Origin of the sequence: Pantoea sp. NPDC088449 (assembly GCF_044753225.1) — a bacterium.
Classification (GTDB): Bacteria; Pseudomonadota; Gammaproteobacteria; order Enterobacterales; family Enterobacteriaceae; genus Pantoea; species Pantoea floridensis.
Window position 1 is genome coordinate 25,631 of record NZ_JBIVMT010000009.1, and the last position, 17,390, is coordinate 43,020.

Genomic DNA, 17,390 nt, shown 5'->3' on the forward strand with positions numbered 1-17,390 from the left:
AGAATAACCATGAGTATGACTTCAAAATTCGGGATTTTCATGATTGTTGCAGCCAGCCTGCTTGCCGGCTGTTCCACGAACAAAGATGAAATGCTGCCGCCTGGCAACAGCAATATGCTGGAGCTGTGGAAAGGCACCGACGGTGAATCGGGAGCGACACGCGGCAGTGAAGCCCGCAGCACGCTGCGCCGTGGGCTTTCGGACGGAGAGCTGCAGGCTGCGCTCAGCGACGACCGGAGCTACAGCCGCACGCAGGAATCGGAAATCAGCCAGCAGTTTCCGCGCCTGCCTAACCCTGACATGGTGATGTACGTGTTCCCGCATCTGGCGCTGGGTAATGCTCCCGTGCCGGGTTACAGCACCGTTTTCCCGTTCTATGACCAGACGCAGTACGCCATGCCAGGTGAACGTACGGAGACCCTGTAATGTTTGGACTCTTTAAAGGGAAATCAGCCAGTAAGCCTGCTCATCTGTCCGACGTCTCTGAGCAGACCGGCCCGGAGCCGGTTACGCGCCCGGGTAAGATGTCTCAGTCTGATGAAAAGCGCGTTTACGCGCACAATCCGTCCATCGTGGACTATCTGCCGTGGGCAGAGTTTCTGGATGAAGAGCAGTGTCTGCTGCTCGATGACGGGATATCCGTGGGTGCCGTGTATGAAGTGACGCCGGCGGCAACCGAAGGCCGTCCGGATGAGCGCCTGGAGCAGATCCGCGACGTGGTGGAAGATGCGCTGCAGGACAGCTTTGACGACCTGGCGAACAACCCCTGGATTGTTCAGTTCTTCTGCCAGGATGAGAATAATGTTGATGCCTGCCTTGACCGTCTGCGCGGTTACGTCAAACCGCACGCGCAGGACAGTGAATTTACGGAAGCCTGGCTTAAAGAAACTGAACAGCACCTGCGCGGCATTGCCCGCCCTGAAGGGTTGTTTGAAGACAAGCTGATCACCGGCCAGCCCTGGCGCGGTCAGCAGCGACGTACGCGCATGGTGATATACCGCTGGGCGACTAAAAACAGTGGTGATTTAATGTCACCGGTTGGCATGCTGAATCAGGCGTGTGACCGGCTCTGCAGCGCGTTCTCCAGCGTGAACATCATCTGCACCCGTCAGAATGGCCTGCAGGTACACTCCTGGCTGCTGCGGATGTTCAATCCTGCCCCTGAAGGCATGGACAAAGAAGCCTTTTACCGTGCTGCCGCCTATCACGACAGCCGGGACACGCCTGCGGGCATGATCCCGACGGAGAATGACTTTGCAGAAACCCTGCTGTTCACGCCTCCGCGTTCTGACGTGGAAAACGGCGTATGGTGGCTGGACAACATTGCGCACTCCGCCATTTCCGTTGAGCGCCTGCGTAAGCCGCCTGAGCCCGGCACGCTCACCGGCGAAAAGAGTCGCGGAGAAAAGAAAATTAATGCCCTGATGGACACGTTTCCTGAAGGCACCATGCTGTGCATGACGGTTGTGGCTGAGCCGCAGGATACGCTGGAGGAGAAGTTTAACCGCCTGGCGAAAAACGCCATCGGTGAAAATACCGAATCCGGCCGCGTCCGTCAGGACGTCGCAGCGGTTAAAGAGCTGCTGGGTAACCGCCACAAACTGTATCGCGCGGCCATCACCTTCTTTCTGCGGGCAAAAGACATGCCCGAAATGAACCGTAAACGTATTGAGCTCAGCACCGTACTGCTGAACGAAGGGCTGCAGCCGGTTCGCGCCGAGCATGATACCGGTCCGCTAAACATCTGGCTGCGGGCGTTGCCGATGTGCTTTAACCCGCAGCACGACAAGAAAAACTGGTATACCCGGCTGACGTGGGCCCAGCATATCGCCGGGCTCCTGCCCGTCACCGGCCGCGAGACGGGGACCGGCAATCCCGGATTCAGCTTTTTCAACCGTGGCGGCGACGTGCTGGAGTTTGATCCACTGAACAAAGACGACCGCTCTCAGAATGCACACATGCTGCTGTTCGGACCCACGGGTGCAGGTAAATCAGCCACGCTGTGCTCAATGCTCTGTCAGCTGATGGCGGTTCACCGCCCGCGCCTGTTCATCGCGGAAGCCGGTAACAGCTTCGGGCTGACCGCCGACTACTTCGAGAGTCTGGGCCTGACGGTCAATAAGGTCAGCGTCAAACCCGGCAGCGGTGTGTCACTGCCGCCTTTTGCTGACGCGCATAAGCTGTTTGACAGCGACGCGCCCGCGCCGGCGATTAATGAGAGCGATCTGCCGGATATTGAAGACGACCCGGAAGATGATGAAAACGGCAAGCGCGACATTCTGGGCGAAATGGAAATTTCTGCCCGAATGATGATCACCGGCGGTGATCCGAAGGAGGATGCCGCGCTGAGACGTGCCGACCGCGCCATGATCCGCGAAGCGCTGATCATGGCCGCACGCAAAACCCTGGAAGAAGGTCGGCAGATGCTGCCCGGTGATCTGCAGAATGCGCTCAACACCATCTCAGTGGAGTCTGAGAACCAAAGCGGACAGGTGCGTAACGAATCCCGCCGGGCAAAAGCAGCTGAAATGGCCGAGTCGCTCGGTATGTTTACGCAGCAGGGCAGCTTTGAAGCTGAACTGTTCAACCAGGAAGGTTCTCTCTGGCCGGAGGCTGACGTGACGCTGATTGACCTGGCGCACCTTGCCCGCGAGGGATACGAAGCGCAGATGGCGCTGACCATGGTGTCGCTGACGAACACCATTAACAATATAGCCGAGCGGGACCAGTACCTTGAACGCGATATTGTTTTTACCGTGGATGAGGCGCACGTTGTGACGGTTAATCCACTCCTAGCGCCCTATATGACCAAAGTGGTTAAGATGTGGCGAAAGCTGGGTGCCTGGCTCTGGCTCGCCACGCAGAACCTTGAGGATTACCCGAACGCTGCAGGCAAGATGCTTAACATGGCAGAATGGTGGATCTGCCTGACTATGCCGAAAAAAGAAGTGGAAGATATCGCCCGTTTCCGGACGCTTTCAGAGGAGCAAAAAGCTGTGCTGCTTTCTGCCAGCAAGCTCTCACGATGCTACACCGAAGGAGTTGTTCTCTCGAAGAAAATTGAAGCGCTTTTCCGCGCTGTACCCCCCAGCCTTTACCTCGCGCTCGGGATGACGGAGAAAGAAGAGAAAGCTGAACGTAAGGCCATTATGCGTCAACATAACTGTTCTGAGCTGGATGCTGCCATTCTGGTCGCGAAAAAACTGGATCGTCTTCGTGGACTCATGACGGCTGACGCGACTGGGATGACCGAAAACAACGACAAGAGAGAGATGCTCACCGCATGATTAAGCTCAAGTATGCGCAACCTGTGATCCAGCGGCCAGCGCCAGATGAAACGCCTACCCCCGTTATGTTCAGTCTGCATCCGCAGGGTGAACCTGCAATGACAGTAACGACATCTGAGCGTCTGGCAGCACTGAAGAATGCGCTGAGGTCACGGCTAAAGCCACCGGTCACTATCACCGGTAACCCTCATCGTATCGGTAAGAGCAATTGTGTTTCAGTGCATCTTGAGGACAGCAGGGGGAAACGTGCAGACATTCTGCTGACGCAGGTAGGTCGCGCTGGACTCCCCCTTGATCATGAGTTTGATTCGCCGCGCTGGTATGTGAACGTACCAGATGCCGCAGATATGATTTTTGTGACCCTCTGGCTTAACGATCTGTTCAAGGATTAAGCAGGCCTTCCTTATTCCCGGCTCTCTGAGCCGGTTTCATTCATCCCGCTTATCCATACCCTCCAGCTCTTAGCAACCCTCAGATATCAAGAGCCCCACATCAGAAATTTTTAAATTCGGGAAAAGAGTTTACGGCTGAATCCCTGAACGCGTACTGCCACTCTGACGGCCTGTTACCGTAACGGAGATCCGCTATGCGACTCAGGCTTTTGCACTCACTTTTTCTGTTTATACCGTTCCAGCTGATGGCCGGCATCGTTGTTTATACCGATGCTGAACACCCTCCTCAGAATCTGACTGACGATGTATCAGTTGTCTGGCTTGATGGTCCCGACCGCCTGCAGGATTCAATTTTCGGCAAACTGCCGACAGATCCCCGCCAGGCCGCTCAGCAGGCCCGCAAAATAATCCAGTCGCCGCAATGGCCCGGCCAGCAGGCGCAGATTGCTCAGGCGTACCGGCAGGTCGTCCATGCTTGGGAAATCGGACTGCATAAATATCCTGCCGTCGTTTTCGATGATCGGGACGTGGTTTATGGCACCGCCGACGTAGCCCGTGCCGTCACGCTGCGCAAACACGGGGGCAATTGATGAACTTCGCCCTCAAAAATCAACTGAATACGACCGGTATTGCCGCCGTACTCGCCGTTGCAGCGTCTCCTGCAACGGTTTCCGCCATTAATACTGCCGGCATTATTGCCAGCGCCATCACCCAAGAGTGTATCAGCTGGCGCGTCAGCGGCATCTGCTACTGGCTGATGTGTACGCCGTTTGGCTGTTCAGTGAAAACCTCAGTGAAGGTGACGCACTTTATCCCCGAGGTGGTGGTCTCCACCTACACCGGACCGGGGGGAAATCCCTGGACTGAAATGGCGTTTATGAGCGGTGCGTCCGGTACGGTAGACAGCGCTCTGACAAGCGGAGCGCCAGCCGGGGGCGGTAACGCCGGCGACATAAAAGACCCGGGACGTCGTAAGTCCAACATCAAATTCAAATACGCTGATGCAATCGGTCACCCTGCGACTTCAGTTATTGGCGGCAGCATTGGGGGTTATTCGTGTGACACAGCGGCCACGCCGTTCAATCCTTACTTTCTGAGCACCCTGGATTCACTTGTCTGGCGTTCAGGATTGCCTGAATCGCTGTATCCGGAGGCGCTGGTTCCCGGGCAACGCGAACTGGGAAGTCAGGCCAGCGCCAATATGTGGGGAAATATTTATCCCCGGTCCGGCTTTGTCAGCCAGACCGACGACGACAAAGCATCAGGGGTTGTCGCGCAGCGTGTCGCCGACATTATCACCCGTTCAGGCCAGCCCCACGTTTATCAGGTGCTTAAAGGCACGCACAAAGCCGGTTACTGGCCGCCCGGTGAAGTAACGGAAAACACGGGCACGGCGAACCATAAATGGCAGCGCCTGTCGCCCACGCTTTCCGCATCCTGCGCGGTATTCCCGGATGGCGCATATCCCATCGCTCAGGACGGCAACGAAGCATACGCACTCTGGCAGCCCTACAGCTGCTGCAAGCGACGCGGCCAGACCTTCCTTTATTCAACTGATTTCTGAGAGGCACCATGTCACCCGTTAAATTTAAATCTGCCGCGCTTGCACTGTGCGTCTCCGCAGCAGTCACATCCGTACAGGCGGCCGATGATGACTCGTCCGGCGCATTCGGTATTTCATTTCCCTCCGTTAATAACAGCGCCATTGGCTATGGCAAAGACGTCAGCGGCGCGGTCTCGGATAAGCTTTATTACACGCTCGGCGGCGGCTCTGTGATCTCACAGCCGGCAACGCGCAGCAGCATGCGGAAGCTCGGCATGAACGCTGGCTGGAGTAGCGACCTGATGTGCGGAAATTTTGACCTGAAAACGACCGTAGGCAATCAGCTCAACGGGGTCACCAGCGGCTTTAAAAACCTCATGGGCGACGTGGTGCAGAACGCCACCGGTGCCGTCGCTAGTCTGCCGGCCATGATTATTCAGCGTGCCAATCCCGGCCTGTACGACATGCTCACCAACGGCGTGCTGCAGGCAAACGTCTCTTTTGATAAAGCCCAGCTCAACTGCCAGAACATGTCGAAACGCATGATGGATTTTGCCGGCAACAACAAATGGACACAGGGAGCGGTCATGGATGAATACCGTTCACTGGTGAACAGCGGTGACGCCGATGCTGTCCGCGTGAACAATTCGGCGGACAAGCTGCAGGGTAATTCAGGACAGAACTGGATTGGCGGGCAGAAACGTGGCGGTCAGGGACAGCAGGCTATCCGGCCGACGCATGATTTAACGGCGGCTGGATTCAACATGATGAACAGCCTGCCGGTGCTCAGCACGGACTCTGTCAGCACGAACAGCTGTAACGGCGGGGCCTGCGGCAAGTATGCCAGCGCCGAAGAAGCGGCTAAAGCCGTGGTTCAGGTCGTGGGGGACAGCTCCCTGCGCACCTGCAGCGATGCCTCACAATGCACCAGTGGCGATGACGAACAGCAGCCCGGCGCGACGCAGGCGGGCACTGGTTTTGCCCCCATTCTGGAAGAGACCACTAAAGAGAACACGGAACAGCTGGTAAAACTGGTCAACGGCACCGAGCAGCCCAACGCGACAAACCTGGCAAAACTCAAAACCGGCAGCCTCCCCATTACCGCCGGCGTCATCAGGGCACTGCAGAGAGATCCTGACAATGCCGCTCTGACCGGCCGCCTTGCCGGCGAACTGGCAATGGCAGACACGGTTGAAACCGCACTGATTATGCGCCGCATGATTGTGACCGGCATGTCTGAACCTAACGCTGCGGCACAGAACGCCGCCATCGAGGAAGGAGACCGTCGCGTAACGGCCATCGACCGCGAGATCACGGCATTACGAAATGAAATGGAGCTGAAACGCGAGCTGTCACGTAACTCTGTCCTCACCATCATCGACCGTGAAAACGGACGCGTTAACAGCAACCCTCAGACGCAGAGTGATGACAGCACCGACAGCCGCGTTAACCGTCTGGCCGTTCCTGAAACGGAAAATAACTGATGAGGGCGCTGCCGATGAAAACTGAACGCGGGGCGCAACGCCCCTCATTTTTCCGCCGCCACCCGGCGCTGTTCCGCGTGCTGTGTACCGCCGGCGCTCTGCTTGCAATCCTGCTGGCAGGGCTAATTGTTGCGGATAAAGCCGTCAAAAATCCGGCTCAGGCAGCTGAATTCCGTGAATGGATGGATCACGCTCGCTATAGCTGGCTGGTATGGCGCCTGGCTGTGTATAGTGCGCTGGCGTGGGGGGTTATGAAAATTTTCCGTGCGCCGGGCTTCAGTCCACAGTACCGTCAGCCGCTGATCCGCATTGCGGCAGTCAGCGTCATTTTTGCCGTTGTCTGTGAACTGGTGCTGCTCAGCGGCACGGGAGCATCATGATGCTGACTAACAGTTATCTGGAATATTTTCTTACCCTACTCGGCTGGGTTGTTAACAACGGCCTCTGGAATATCCTTATCACCACAGGACTGTTTGCCGTACCGGTCGCTTTCCGTCTTATCGGCATCTGGCTGAAGGTACGTGAAGAAGGTGAAGATGAGGGCAACAAGGGGGCGCTGTCTATACCCCGCATGGAGCATGCGATTTACACCTCTTTTCTGGTCATGATTGCCTGCTGTATGCCGCTGATGAATGTGGACATGAGTACCATCAAATATGACACGTCGCGCGCGCAAACCTGCGGTACGTGGACGCCAAAAGCACCGGATGACACAGGCTACTCCCCGGTCATATCGAGCATTAACGATCAGACAGCTGCCGCGCCGGTGTGGTGGTATCTGGTTCACAAGCTTGCAAAAGGGATCACGCAGGCTTCCGTTGCCACTATACCTTGCCGTCCGGACATGCGTCAGCTCCGGTTTGAAGTTCAACATACGCGAATTAACAATAAAGCCCTCGCAGAGGAGCTGCAGGACTTTACTAACGACTGTTATTCGCTCGCGCTGTATATGTGGAAACGTCAGGATCAGGGGCAGACGAAAGACAAAGCTACGCTGCGGGATATTGAATGGATCGGCAGTAAAACCTTTCTCAGCAATTATTACGGCAGCCTGCAGTCGAAGACCCCCCGGGCAGATTTCCCCTGGAGTGAAAACCGTGACAGTGGAAGGCCGGATACGGGCCGGGGTGGCTATCCGACCTGCAGTGAATGGTGGAGCAAGGCGGATACCGGACTGCAGGCCCGCGTCGTCGATCAGGCTGACCCGGGATTATGGACCCGTCTGTCAGCTGCCATGACCATGATCGGCGGCAATACAGCTGACTACAAAGAAGCGATTATCCGTCGTCTAGTCAGCCCGGAGAGTTTGACCGTGTCGCAGGGTGGACACGTTTACGCCGGCTATGGTGGCAATGCTGATTTCACACTGGATAACTCCGTTGCCCGTGTGGCGGCGATAGGCGGCACCGCATTAGGCAGTCTGGCCGCATTCCCGGCCTTCGATGCGATGCGGCAGGCGCTGCCAATGGTCCAGGCCGTGCTGTTAATGGCCATTGTGGTGATTTTGCCGCTTATTCTCGCATTCTCCGCCTATGAGATTAAGACCGTCATTACACTTACATTTGTGCTGTTTGCACTGAATTTCCTGACGTTCTGGTGGGAGCTGGCCCGCTGGCTCGACAGCTGGCTGCTGACCGCGCTTTACAGCTCTGACACGCACACCAGCTTTAACATGGCCGGTTTCCAGAACAGTTCGGATGATTTAATCATGAACTTTGTGATGGCCACGATGTTTTTGGTACTACCTGCGGTTTGGATGGGGGCGCTTTCATGGGCAGGCATCAGAATAGGTGGCGCGCTAGATGGAGCATTCAGAAATGGCACAGCGAAAGTTGAGCAGAGCGGGGGGGAGGCAGTGAGTAAAATGAAAGGTGCTGTGAAACTGTAATTGTTCAATCAGCTTGAGGGCAGTTCTGTCCTCAAGTCTTATTATCTTCATCATTATCAACTGATTTAGTTGATGTAAAAATTGAATCATCTGAACCGTAATAATAACCGTACCCATCGCGACCATTTCTAAACTCAGGCCCGTGCGCTGGGGGTGACTCTTCGGGATCAGCTGAAGTTGCGTGACTCATTTGGATGTAGCGAACCATATAAACGAACGCAGCGACTGCAATAATTATGGCACCAGCTGCAGACCCTGCTATTAGAGCTATGGCCAGAAGTAATAGGGCCGAGAAGGGGACTAATGATTTCCCGATCGCTACCGGAATCCCTTTACTCTCTGCCCATGCAGTAAAGCGAAAATCAACATCGCTATAGACGCTTGTCAGACGCCTCCAGACCGAAGCCGCTTTGATTCCGTGGTTGTAGGCTGATGAGCTCATATAAACCTCAATCATTATTCATTTACAGACCATACTAAATGTTCAGAAGAAATGCACATTAAGCCAAATCAAGCACGCCATTAGTTACAGCATACATCTTCCTCTCACTCAGGAGAGTAGCGAACCTCACCATCCAGCCCCTCCATACATACCTTCACAGCGAACATTGATTCCAGAACTCCGCATAAACCAAAAACGCGCCCATTTCCCCGCTCCAGCCCCGATTTTCACCTGGAAAAGCCGCCGCCGCCCGGCCCGAAGGGCCGGTAAGTCGTTTAAGGCTTCGATATGAATGCTGTAACTACTAGGTTCTTCGTGGCTGTTAGTTTTAGCTGCGGGGTCTTTCTTTCGTCTGCGACCGTCTGGCTTCAGTGCGCCTGAGTGGCCGCTGCTTAAACGGCGGTCGAGCAGGATAGTGGTCAAATCGTTCGCGTGCACAAGCCTGGTGGCTTTTAACGTTGATATGTGCTCTGGAGTGACAGGGATGGCTGCACGCGGCACAGGCAGTGATGGGGTTATCTGCCACACTGTATGTTAGTAGTTTAAGAAGCCAGGTTCAGAGAAGCCCCCTTAACTGTGGATAAACGCTGCTTCCATACTTTCTGCAAATTAGGCGTCAGTTGTGGAGCTCGAATCGAATTACAGCGGGTTACCCGTGAAGGTGACATTGAGGTTCTGATTTTCATTGTGTGCAAGAGATTATTACAAAGGAGTCGCTTCAGTCGTAACAGCGCTATATTCCGTTTCTCTTTACTTTCAAAGACCCATACAAACTCCTTGATCGAATTGAAAAAATCATTGGTAAGACCTTTATTACCGGCAAAGCCACGGGAACTAACTTTCATGTTAATGAAGCGAACGACATTGCCGAAGTCCTCCAGAACATCGGACTCGCTCAGGCCACGGGTCGCGAATAACAAGGAGTAGTAACGTTTTTTCATTCTGATTCATCTCCATTAATGTATGACAGTAGAGTTTCGCTGCTCAGCTTGCGGAACTTCGAGGCTGACTCATGACGGATCAGACTGTAGCTGGTGTGACTGATCTGGAACATACACCAGCCGAGGCCATTTAATTCCGATGTAAGCGAGGCCAAGTAGTGCTGGTCAACGAATTCACGCTGAGCGAGCCCTCCAAATCCTTTCAATGACAACTGAAAGCGAGTGATCGCTTTTTCATCGTTGATTTTTTCCATTGCAATGTGAATAAGCTCTGCAACCTCAGAAGGTGTTCTCATTCTTAGATCCTGCTTCATGTTGATGTCATTAACTTAGCAGTTGGCCGACTAGCACTCAATACATAGATACACTTATTATATACACCCAGTAATCTAATTGCTGCATCTATGGTGTATAGCATGTCTTGAATTGTGATTGTAAAGGCCTTATCCCGGGCACATCTTCTTCTCGTGTTGAGCTCTCACCACTTTAAGTAACACTGGGTTCTTGTAACGTATACGATACTGAATTGTCACTACTAGACTATTTTGTAACGTATACAATGCCAAAATTCGGCATTCACAGACTTAATATTCATACGAAACCTAATCTTCTTTGCTTTAACAAACCTTCATGAGCCTTACGGATCCGATTACCGGGGTGTCTGAACATCTAAAGTCAGCCGTAAAGGCTGGACAAAACCCAGATGACAATATCCGCAATGTATTCATTACAAAGTCGCCTAATTTAGCATATAATGGAACATATAAGTTGCGGAGTGATGCATATGAAAATATCAATAGCTATGTCAGATACGGCCATTGCAAAAGAACTGTTCGAACGCCTGGAGGCTTACCGCAAGTCTCGAGGTATTTCCCAGGAAACCCTGGTTGAAAATCTTGGCATTAGTCGGCCAACCTACGCACGGTTGCAGAATGGAGCCTGCAGTATGGCAACATTCATTGCTGTTCTGCGCGAAATGAGGCTGCTTGAAGGGCTTGACGTACTGGTACCAACTCTTGAAGTACGCCCTTCTGATGTATTCAGGGCTCAGAAAAGCCGCAGCAGGCGTGTTTCAGGCATCTCGGCCTCAAAAGAAAATCCCGTTATGAACAGAGTGGGCGCAATGCTGGCTCTCAGGAGAAGGGAAAAATAATGATCGCTGATTCATGTGAGGTCCTGTTCGATGGGATTACTGCCGGATATTTGGCGTATACAGGTGACAGCAAAATTGCCACCTTTGAGTACACAAAAGACTGGCGGACTGCTGGTTTCAGCCTATCGCCGCTGTATCTGCCTCTTGAGAAGGGTATATTTACTTTCCCTGCACTACCTTGGGAAACATATCGCGGTTTGCCCGCGGTTTTTGCGGACTCTCTCCCGGATGATTTTGGTAACACCCTGATTGATGCCTGGCTGGCACGAGAAGGTCGTGACAAGTCCCAATTTCTTGCAATAGACCGATTACTGTATACCGGTAGCCGGGGTATGGGAGCCTTAGAGTACCTACCCACCAATAACCCTGATACACCCCATAGCGAGCCTCTGTTAATTGCTGAGTTGGTAAGCATGGCTCAAAAGGTTCTGGATACGCGAAACGGTCTTCAACTGAACGATCATGAAGAATCTTCTCTTTCCAAGTTGCTGCAGATTGGTACTTCAGCTGGTGGTGCAAGGGCTAAGGCGGTAATTGCAGTTAATCAGGATCGAACGGAAATCCGGTCCGGCCAGGTTAAGGCACCAAAAGGATTTGAGCATTTTCTCCTTAAGTTTGATGGCGTAGAAGAACACAAAACTGAACGTCAAACCTTTGGTGACCCGAAGGGTTATGGCCTGATGGAATATGTTTATCATCTGATGGCTAAGCAGGTGGGGATCAACATGTCGCACTGTGAATTGCTCCGTGAAGAAGGGTCCCAGCGGGCACACTTTATGACGAAGCGATTCGACCGGGAAAACAACCAGAAATTTCATGTTCTGAGCTTATGCGGATTGGCTCATGCAAACTTCAGAAAGGCTGGTGAGTACAGCTATGAAGAGATGCTCGGAGTTGCTCGCGAGATAGGTTTAACGAACTATGAACAGGAACAGATATATCGCAGGATGGTTTTCAATGTGATCGCCAGAAACCATGATGACCACACAAAAAACTGGTCATTTATGGTCGATAACGATTTTCGTTGGACGCTTGCACCGGCCTTCGATATTGCCTGGAGTTTCAGAGAAGATTCGGAATGGGTGGCGTCTCATCAGCTTACCCTCGCAGGTAAGCGAGACAAATTCACAATATATGATTTACTGAGCGTGGCAAATCTCATTACCAGTCTACGTCCAAGTAAAGCCAAGCAAATTATCAAGGAAACCATTAAAACGGTTTCCAGCTGGCGTGAGCTGGCGGAAAGAGAGGGTGTTCCGGCCTCACTTAGAGATGAAATCTGGAAGACTCTTCGGCTCCAATGGTAATGTAAACAATACTAAAACCTCATTTAAGATGACTTTTGCAACGTTTCCGATACCAAAATAATACTCGACCCGCGTTTAATCTGGCCCGGTAATGTAACCTCCGGGCTTTCAATCACCTGCAATAATTACTTCATGCCCTGCGGCTTATCTTTCCACTCTTTCTACCCGCTTCGCGCGCGCGTTCTGTATCGTTGCGGAAGTTGCCACTACTCTTCTGCCCACCTTTCCTGCATGCTGCTGATGCACGATCGCAATCGGCCGCAGAATTTTCTTAACCACTACGTAACGTTAATGTTGTCGTGTTGAGCACTGCCTAAGGCGAAAAATACTGGTCCCGGGGCGCTCATTAATCTCATTCTGAATAAATCACTTATGGGGAATCTCAGGCTCAAAGGGCCAGTACGAAAACCGTACAGTGGGATTTCAAATCCCTCTACCGTACGTGTATAATGATCTCAGTGACAAAAGGAGGTTCAAATGAGCCAGAAACAGCATGCAATAGCTGCCAATGCAGAACAGCTGGATGACCTTTTCAGATTGTTCAAAGAGGTTGAAGGTATTCAGATTTCTGGATCTTCACCAGAAGAGGTGCGCGCAAACTTTCGCCGCGCCCGTAAGGCTAGACAGGGCTCTGAGGGATTGAATGCCGGTTTGCGTAAAACCTATTAACCGGGTTGAGATTAACCCGTTTTTTGACGATATCTGTAATTATTTTGGCTTCAGTGCAGATGTCGTCGATGATTATGAAGAAGAACTCGCTTTTATTCAGTTCATCTGGAACTCCAAAAAGAAGGTTGAAATCTATACTCTGGCCCCGGAAGGTTTTCCCAGCAGAGTTAAGGACTCAAACTCCACTCTTGGCTCCTCTCCCTATTACATCGGCCTTTACCACGGTCGGGTAATGCCACCACCTGACTATGATCCGCTGATAGTCGTCACCTTCAGAGATTATGACGAAGGCGGCGAGTCAAAGACTGCCGTCGTTTTACATACGATGATCATCCATGATGAGATGTTTGGCGTGAAAAAGCGTAAGCACGATCTTAACCATATGCGATGGATCCGCCAGCGCCTGACCGACCTTATTGAAGGCAACAAGTCCCCGGACGATTTCCGCTAACCTGCATTATTTACCCAACACAGAATATTATGGACAGCTACGTCGATCACCTCGCATGGTGTGCACTCGTGGCTCTTAAGATGGCCCGTCAGGCCGGAACCGTGAATTCTTCGGCAGAGGAAAATCTTTTCCTTTGCCGGTGGCTGGCGGTCGCTGAGAAAAGACGGCTTTTCAGACGTGAGCTGGCCAGCGATATTCGCTGGCTGCTGAAGGAAGGCAGGGAAAAAGGTTTACGTGCGGATTTACCTGGAAAGCTGGAATATCTCTGGCGGGCCAGCAAAGGAGACCTGCTCGAACAGAACGACCTGTTCAGACTTCAGCACATCATGCATGCCATCACGCTTACCGGCATCAGTTATGGCGTGCTCACTGAGAGCGAATGGGAAGGGCGCCAATCCGTCAGGCTGAACCAGAAAGTGCCCGGGCTGTATCTGAGAAAAGCAGACCTCGAGACTGGATTTAATGATGATGGTGCACAGGTAAAGCCGCTGGCCGTGCGCATTACCGCAGAGCTGGGCGCAGTAGATGAGCTGCTTGCTCGCGCTGGCTGGACGCGAAGCACCGAAAACGACGATGCATTTCTGCACCAGCTTTTCACTTCAGCAGGAAAGTAACAGAGAGTCAGGACCGGTGCTGACCCATCAGGTCAACCATGGCGCCGGCATGCGCGTCAACGTGCCGGATATAGCGCATGACCGTTTCCGCCTTCTTCCACGTGCCTTCCTGCATGATCTGCGCGGTGCTGTATTTCTTCGTGGCCATATCAATGGCAGCCCCAACACGAGTGCTGTGTCCTGACCAGCCGCGGTAGCGGTTTTTATTGGGTTTGGCATCCTGCCCCGGGCCGGCTTCCAGCCACGCCCGGGCAAATATATCTTCCAGTGCCCGCGTAGTCAGCGGCTTTTCTGTAGTCGGCAGGGCGCGATTGGTCCGGTGAACGGGACCGAAGATAAACGCATCCGGCTCAGTAATCAGGCCTGATACGGTCAGCCACGCCGTCAGCCTCTGCGTGGAAAGATCACCCAGCCCTTTAATCAACCCGCCGGTCATCACGATAGTTTTGGTCCAGGCCACGTCCAGCACTATCCTGCCATCGGCCGACCGCGAAATATCACGCACGCGCAGGCGGCCCAGCTCGCTGACGCGAAGTAGGGTCGCGTAGGCAACGTGCAGGAACGCCAGGTCGCGCAGCTGCTGCAGCCGATCTGAATCAGACCACTGTTTGTCGAGGGTGAGCAGGTCACCGATGCGGAACGGGACGGCCTGACCGGCGCGCTCGCCCCCGATCACCGCCGTACGGTTGATCTTCTTTACCACGCGAAACACCACCGGAGACCGGTTCGGCGGCACCAGCCCGGCGTTACGGTGTAACATCGAGATCAGCGCGGCGTGGGTCGTGATGGTCGAAGACGCCCGGCCGTTCGCCTGCAGCCAGAGCAGGTAGTCGCGCAGGTCGGCGGGCGTCATCGGCAGGAAGCGCCGTCCGTGCTCGTTGGCCCAGCGACTGCCGGTGCGCATCACGCTCAGCAGCTGGCGCCAGGTGTTGTCGGAAAACGCCTCCCGATCCTGCACAAACTCGCGCAAGCTATCGGCCATGTCAGCGTCACCGGGCATCAGCGGACCGGAGAAGGGCGTCAGTTCAGTCATATCATCCGTTTTTCAGTCAGCTTTCAGTGAGGCGTCGCTGTGCGCATTCTGTGAAATTATCATGGCAGTGACCCTGCAGATTTCACACAGCGACGCCGTAATTTTGTACGCTTGTCTGCAGTCGAGACCGCAGGAACCCCATCATACCCGGATCCTCTGGCGGATCCTAACTTCATATAAGACCTATTATATGAAGTTAGGATCTTGCTCAGAGCATAATCATTGGCAGTGTAAAGGGGTAGGGCCACTTAAGACCTATTGTATGAAGTTAGGAACTTGATTAAAACATCTATACCAGCAGCGATACGGAACGTAAGACTGAAAATGGCTAATATATAAACTTATGATTATATTGAGTTTCTGTAAAAAGGTAGAAATCTATCATCCTAATTCTCAAAACATAATTCCACGAACTGAGAAACGTTCATCACTGATGAAATAGTAACCAGGCATTAATGAAAGGAGCAGAGAGAAATATTCATATATAATATATATATTTTTGATTTTCTTTATAATAACAAAGGGAATTTTTATAGGGTTATAAATTCAATTAAACTAAGGAGATTTTTTATCATCATTACTATTGTTATTGTTATTCGCAGAATGTTCGTTCTTATGAATAGAAGAAATGGGAGCGTCAATATGAGGTGTTTCTTCAGTTTTTGATATTGTAGGCGAATGTATTTCGGAAGTTTGGGGTGTCTTCCCATTCCAGTACATGATGCCAACAGTAAGTATTGTTAAAATATTGAACCCTACCCAAATATTTCTGTACTGCTTCTTCCTAGTGTCAATGAAATCACCATCTTGGGTTTTTAGTGCTAGAGTATCAATCACTTTAACTAAATCATCATCATTCAATAAATCTTTATAACGTGATTTAATATTTTCATATCGAGAGAATAGTCTTTCTTTCTCATCCTTCACTTCCCTGAGAGATAACCACAAGTACACAAAAGAGAAAATAACAAATACAGCAGTGATAGATAATATATCTCCAGAAACAACCTCACCGTTTCCTTTCGCAGCAACAACCTTGATTAGAACGACAGTAATGAAGAATGTAACGATGCTCCACAGGCTGGTTTTTAAGGAACCAAACATATTTTTTGTGATATCAGCAGCCTTATCTGCTTGAGAAATAAGCAATTCTGATATTTTATTTTTAATCTCAATATATTGTTTAACATTATCTTTAAGATAAATATCGTAACCAGACTGTATAGATCGTAACGTTCCGCTGGCTAATGTAGCGACATCATTACCGGTCATATGAATAGATATTATATTTCTAGCCAACCCCATCTTATCGACAAAACTACCTTGGCTATAAACCCATTCATAAATTTGATATAGCTCCTCAGCATTAGTTGTTGAAACTGAATTCAATCCTACCTTATGAGATATCAGGCGGTAACCCTTGAACTTATAGTCTAGATAAGATGAATCTGAGTTTGTAATTTCTGAATAATCACTCAAATAGACAAGCGTGAATATCACAAGCAACCTGTTTAATTTATTCTTAACCTGGGGATATAAACAGACATCTTTAACATAAAAATCATCGGGGATAAATTTATAATCGGAATCATTTGTGAAATGGCAACTTTTATTTCTCTTTTCAATAATAGCGTTTCGTTCACAAGAGAAAGCAGCTGAATCGAACTTGGAGTTTACATTTAAAAAATTCATCAATGGTGTTTGAAATTCATAAATTTTCTCCCATACATTAAACCGTAAAGGAGAATTTATATTAAAATTCTTAAGAAAATTGACAAATTCAATATCTGGTCGCTGTAAGGGATTTGAGATGTAATTATTAAAATTAAATATGTGAGTACAATTAGTTTCACGATGTGCACGACCTTTGTAAACTTTGATCTTTATGTAGTTCTCATCATCCTCAAGGAATTTCAATCGATCATATAACTGCTCAGAAATTAAAACACAATCAGGAGATTGGCCATAACTTACTGCTTCTGATTGATCTAGTGTTATGAACACATCGTAGTCAAGGTGATACAAAGAGAGCTGTTCGTCTGCACGGATAGCTCTCTCATTGAAATCACTGAACAATGCAGTGTCTGTTATTTTATAAACGGCTTCGCAAAAGTGAAAATCCTCATTAATTTCAATAAGGATACTATTGAAAAAGCTATTTGCAACGTCGTTTATAATTTCCAATT

At 51.1% G+C, this 17,390-nt stretch carries 18 protein-coding genes and 1 pseudogene; 13 read left to right on the plus strand and 6 right to left on the minus strand.

The genetic code is table 11. The features are described 5' to 3' along the window. Positions 1-9: 9 nt before the first annotated feature. The 8 genes from ACIP6T_RS24385 (at position 10) to ACIP6T_RS24420 (ending at position 8,594) form a co-directional block, all read left to right on the plus strand. Complete coding sequence (locus ACIP6T_RS24385) at positions 10-426, plus strand: TIGR03751 family conjugal transfer lipoprotein (RefSeq protein WP_400459804.1); 417 nt, start codon at positions 10-12, stop codon at positions 424-426. Continuing rightward, the gene (locus ACIP6T_RS24390; RefSeq protein WP_400459807.1) at positions 426-3,287 is read left to right on the plus strand and encodes a conjugative transfer ATPase; all 2,862 of its coding nucleotides are present in this window, start codon (positions 426-428) and stop codon (positions 3,285-3,287) included. The genes ACIP6T_RS24385 and ACIP6T_RS24390 overlap by 1 nt, the downstream gene beginning before the upstream one ends. A gap of 98 nt (positions 3,288-3,385) precedes the next feature. Further along, positions 3,386-3,679 (plus strand): hypothetical protein, encoded by a 294-nt coding sequence (locus ACIP6T_RS24395; protein ID WP_400459810.1) that lies wholly within the window; start codon positions 3,386-3,388, stop codon positions 3,677-3,679. Between the two features lie 194 nt (positions 3,680-3,873). Next, a complete protein-coding gene (locus ACIP6T_RS24400; protein ID WP_400459813.1) occupies positions 3,874-4,269 on the plus strand; it encodes a TIGR03757 family integrating conjugative element protein in 396 nt (131 codons plus the stop codon). Beyond that, positions 4,269-5,243 (plus strand): TIGR03756 family integrating conjugative element protein, encoded by a 975-nt coding sequence (locus ACIP6T_RS24405; RefSeq protein WP_400459816.1) that lies wholly within the window; start codon positions 4,269-4,271, stop codon positions 5,241-5,243. Before ACIP6T_RS24400 ends, ACIP6T_RS24405 begins: the two co-directional genes overlap by 1 nt. Before the next feature lie 8 nt (positions 5,244-5,251). Then, a complete protein-coding gene (locus ACIP6T_RS24410; protein ID WP_400459819.1) occupies positions 5,252-6,706 on the plus strand; it encodes an integrating conjugative element protein in 1,455 nt (484 codons plus the stop codon). Between the two features lie 14 nt (positions 6,707-6,720). Further along, entirely contained in the window at positions 6,721-7,086 is a 366-nt protein-coding gene (locus ACIP6T_RS24415; protein WP_400459822.1) for a hypothetical protein, read from the plus strand. Then, entirely contained in the window at positions 7,086-8,594 is a 1,509-nt protein-coding gene (locus ACIP6T_RS24420; RefSeq protein ID WP_400460119.1) for a conjugal transfer protein TraG N-terminal domain-containing protein, read from the plus strand. The genes ACIP6T_RS24415 and ACIP6T_RS24420 overlap by 1 nt, the downstream gene beginning before the upstream one ends. 31 nt (positions 8,595-8,625) lie before the next feature. On the opposite strand, the gene ACIP6T_RS24425 is transcribed toward ACIP6T_RS24420, so the two are convergent. From ACIP6T_RS24425 to ACIP6T_RS24435, 3 genes are all read right to left on the minus strand, one after another. Then, positions 8,626-9,036 carry a DUF3742 family protein gene (locus ACIP6T_RS24425; protein ID WP_400459825.1) on the minus strand — a complete coding sequence of 137 codons (411 nt, stop codon included), beginning with the start codon at positions 9,034-9,036 and terminating at the stop codon, positions 8,626-8,628. 542 nt (positions 9,037-9,578) lie between these two features. Further along, positions 9,579-9,977 (minus strand): hypothetical protein, encoded by a 399-nt coding sequence (locus ACIP6T_RS24430; protein WP_400459828.1) that lies wholly within the window; start codon positions 9,975-9,977, stop codon positions 9,579-9,581. Beyond that, positions 9,974-10,273: a hypothetical protein gene (locus ACIP6T_RS24435; protein ID WP_400459831.1), complete on the minus strand. Its 300-nt coding sequence runs from the start codon at positions 10,271-10,273 to the stop codon at positions 9,974-9,976. Before ACIP6T_RS24435 ends, ACIP6T_RS24430 begins: the two co-directional genes overlap by 4 nt. A gap of 488 nt (positions 10,274-10,761) precedes the next feature. On the opposite strand from ACIP6T_RS24435, the gene ACIP6T_RS24440 reads away from it, so the two are divergent. Both ACIP6T_RS24440 and ACIP6T_RS24445 read left to right on the plus strand, forming a co-directional pair. Continuing rightward, the gene (locus tag ACIP6T_RS24440) at positions 10,762-11,130 is read left to right on the plus strand and encodes an XRE family transcriptional regulator (protein ID WP_400459834.1); all 369 of its coding nucleotides are present in this window, start codon (positions 10,762-10,764) and stop codon (positions 11,128-11,130) included. Next, positions 11,130-12,437 (plus strand): type II toxin-antitoxin system HipA family toxin, encoded by a 1,308-nt coding sequence (locus ACIP6T_RS24445; protein ID WP_400459837.1) that lies wholly within the window; start codon positions 11,130-11,132, stop codon positions 12,435-12,437. The genes ACIP6T_RS24440 and ACIP6T_RS24445 overlap by 1 nt, the downstream gene beginning before the upstream one ends. A gap of 130 nt (positions 12,438-12,567) precedes the next feature. On the opposite strand, the pseudogene ACIP6T_RS24450 reads toward ACIP6T_RS24445, so the two are convergent. After that, a pseudogene (locus tag ACIP6T_RS24450) lies at positions 12,568-12,705 on the minus strand (general stress protein); the annotation flags it as partial. A gap of 209 nt (positions 12,706-12,914) precedes the next feature. Here ACIP6T_RS24450 and ACIP6T_RS24455 point away from each other — a divergent pair. Genes ACIP6T_RS24455 through ACIP6T_RS24465 form a run of 3 tightly spaced genes read left to right on the plus strand, consistent with a single transcriptional unit; the run spans position 12,915 to position 14,171 of the window. Beyond that, on the plus strand, positions 12,915-13,106 hold the full coding sequence (locus ACIP6T_RS24455) for a hypothetical protein (protein ID WP_400459839.1): 192 nt from the start codon (positions 12,915-12,917) through the stop codon (positions 13,104-13,106). Next, positions 13,081-13,557, plus strand: a complete 477-nt coding sequence (locus tag ACIP6T_RS24460; protein WP_400459842.1) for a hypothetical protein — start codon at positions 13,081-13,083, stop codon at positions 13,555-13,557. The genes ACIP6T_RS24455 and ACIP6T_RS24460 overlap by 26 nt, the downstream gene beginning before the upstream one ends. Positions 13,558-13,586: 29 nt before the next feature. Beyond that, the gene (locus ACIP6T_RS24465) at positions 13,587-14,171 is read left to right on the plus strand and encodes a DUF2913 family protein (RefSeq protein WP_400459845.1); all 585 of its coding nucleotides are present in this window, start codon (positions 13,587-13,589) and stop codon (positions 14,169-14,171) included. A 7-nt stretch (positions 14,172-14,178) separates the two neighbouring features. Here ACIP6T_RS24465 and ACIP6T_RS24470 read toward each other — a convergent pair whose 3' ends face one another. Together ACIP6T_RS24470 and ACIP6T_RS24475 are read right to left on the minus strand one after the other, a co-directional pair. Then, complete coding sequence (locus ACIP6T_RS24470; protein WP_400459848.1) at positions 14,179-15,204, minus strand: tyrosine-type recombinase/integrase; 1,026 nt, start codon at positions 15,202-15,204, stop codon at positions 14,179-14,181. Between the two features lie 555 nt (positions 15,205-15,759). Then, complete coding sequence (locus ACIP6T_RS24475; RefSeq protein ID WP_400459851.1) at positions 15,760-17,388, minus strand: hypothetical protein; 1,629 nt, start codon at positions 17,386-17,388, stop codon at positions 15,760-15,762. Positions 17,389-17,390: the final 2 nt, after the last annotated feature.